Source organism: Succinimonas sp. (genome assembly GCF_045225735.1).
In the GTDB taxonomy this organism is placed as follows: domain Bacteria; phylum Pseudomonadota; class Gammaproteobacteria; order Enterobacterales; family Succinivibrionaceae; genus Succinimonas.
Window position 1 is genome coordinate 1 of the sequence record NZ_JBGVBR010000233.1, and the last position, 2,073, is coordinate 2,073.

Below are 2,073 nucleotides of genomic sequence, written 5' to 3' on the forward strand. Positions count from 1 at the left end.
TCACGTAGCTGAAGAAGTACTCGCGGGTTACCGGGGCCAGGTTGTTCATGGCAACGTGTCTGTTAAAAAGTCTTTTCATTTCGATTACCTCCGAAATTTGTTCTGCTCATCTCGCTGAGCACATTTTCATGATAGTGACATACCGCACAAAACGCAATGGCAATTTGGAAAAATACTACAAGATTTTTTAATGAAAATACTTTCAGTTTTCTGAGAATGTTTTCAGGAAAACGAGGGTCTGATAGCGTTGATAGCTTAATTTATAAGATTTTGCACTGTTTTTATTAGATCGCTCCTGGCGATTTCTGATAAAAGACTCTTGAAAGACAGCAGAAAAGAAATTACATAAATCGGCAGAAAAATGAGTACTTGGTCACGCATGGCTTAAGTCCTCAAAATCTGAATCTGAAATCTGCCGCCATAGCTTTCCGGCCGGGGGCGTTTTCCATTACCGGGGTTCCGGGGATTCATGACTGTTACGAGTGGTGTTCCGGGTTCAAAAGTAAGTGTGAGATGATGCGCCATTGAGAAGAAGCAGTATCGAGATGAAGCGATGGAGAGCGGTGATGCCTTGTTTAACAGTTTCCCCGCTCTCAGTCTGTTTTTGTTACCGGGGCATTTATTCTGAAGCTCATGTTTTGACATCATGTCATGAAGACAGTTAACTTTAGCTGGTATGAACAACGCTGGTTCCCGAAGCATTAAAGCAGATACCAAAGAGTGTTACGGCAGGGCATGTTCAGATACGTCCGGGAGATAACTGTCCGGAAAAGGAGCGATGACATATGGATGACTGCGGCGCAATATTTGGTTCATTGTTTGGCTATGAGGAGTACCGGTTCCGGAACAGCCAGGAGTTTAATCAGTTCCTGGATCAGCTGGCACAGGAAAAAAGGTTCGGCGAGCTTCGCAGAATCAAGGAAAAGTACGGTCATGCTCTTACAGCTCTGGACAGAGATTACTGGCAGAACGATTCCCTTACCAAGCTGGACAGCGCTTTATCCCGGGCTTCCCTGTTTGATAATCTCAGGCAGCGCCTGGCCGCATGCCTTGATTCCGATGTTTCGGGAATGATCACGGTGAACGGATCTCCGGTTATTCAGCAGGGAGATTACCTGAAGTTCGGCCGGTATCCCCAAAGCGGCTTCTTTGTCAAAAAGCCCATAGAATGGCTGGCTTTGGAGGTAAGCGGAAATGAGGTTCTTCTCATCAGCCGTTACGGTCTGGATTGCCGGCAGTATCATAAGGACAACGAAGTCAAAATTGACTGGGATGATTGCGATCTCCGGAAGTGGCTGAATGAAAAGTTTCTGAATACGTCCTTCACTGAAAAGGAACAGGAAAGAATCAAGCTCTCAGAGGTATTGAATGACATATCCCCGGAGAAAGTAACCCGGGATCGGGTTTTTTGTCTCAGCCTTGCGGAATCGGTACGGTATTTTGAGAACAACAGAAAGAGACAATGCCGGCCGACGTCCGTGGCAAAACGGCACGGAACCACGTGGTCTAACCGCAATGACGGCAATTGCCGGTGGTGGCTGAGATCGCCCGGTTATGTTAAACGCGGTGAATCGTTTGTAATCAGGGATTTCGCCACGTGTGTGGATTTTGATGGCGGTATCGGAGTTCACAGTTGCAGTTCTCAAGGCGCGGGCGGCGATGCCGTGCGTCCCGCGATACGCCTGGTTCTTTGATTTGAAGGCATCTCCTGCTTTGGATTGACAGCGCGGGAATGCCACGTGCGTGGGAGATAAAGAAAAAGGCAGATTGCTCTGCCTTTGGTTGCTGTTTGTTAGCTTGCTTTTCCGGAACTATCCGAGGAGCCTTACTTCACGTAGCTGAAGAAGTACTCGCGGGTTACCGGGGGCAGGCTGTTCACAGGAACGTATCTGTTAAAAAGTCTCTTCATTTCGGTTACCTCATTCTTAAACTGTTGCGAACCGGGGCTTTGTCATCTTATACTTTCAGCTCCCGGACTCTTCCTTCGGTTTATCTCCCGAAACCCTTACTTCACGTAGCTGAAGAAGTACTCGCGGGTTACCGGGGCCAGGTTGTTCATGGCAACGTGTCTGT

General features: G+C 47.8%; 1 protein-coding gene. It reads left to right on the forward strand.

Going from position 1 to position 2,073, the window contains the following annotated elements; all coding sequences use genetic code 11:
* Positions 1-785: 785 nt before the first annotated feature.
* Positions 786-1,694: a DUF6273 domain-containing protein gene (locus ACJROR_RS07990; RefSeq protein WP_406546663.1), complete on the forward strand. Its 909-nt coding sequence runs from the start codon at positions 786-788 to the stop codon at positions 1,692-1,694.
* Positions 1,695-2,073 lie beyond the last annotated feature (379 nt).

Excerpts from the sequence above, each read along its gene's own strand:
- ACJROR_RS07990 (WP_406546663.1), top strand. The coding sequence starts at position 786 with ATGGATGACTGCGGCGCAATATTTGGTTCATTGTTTGGCTATGAGGAG.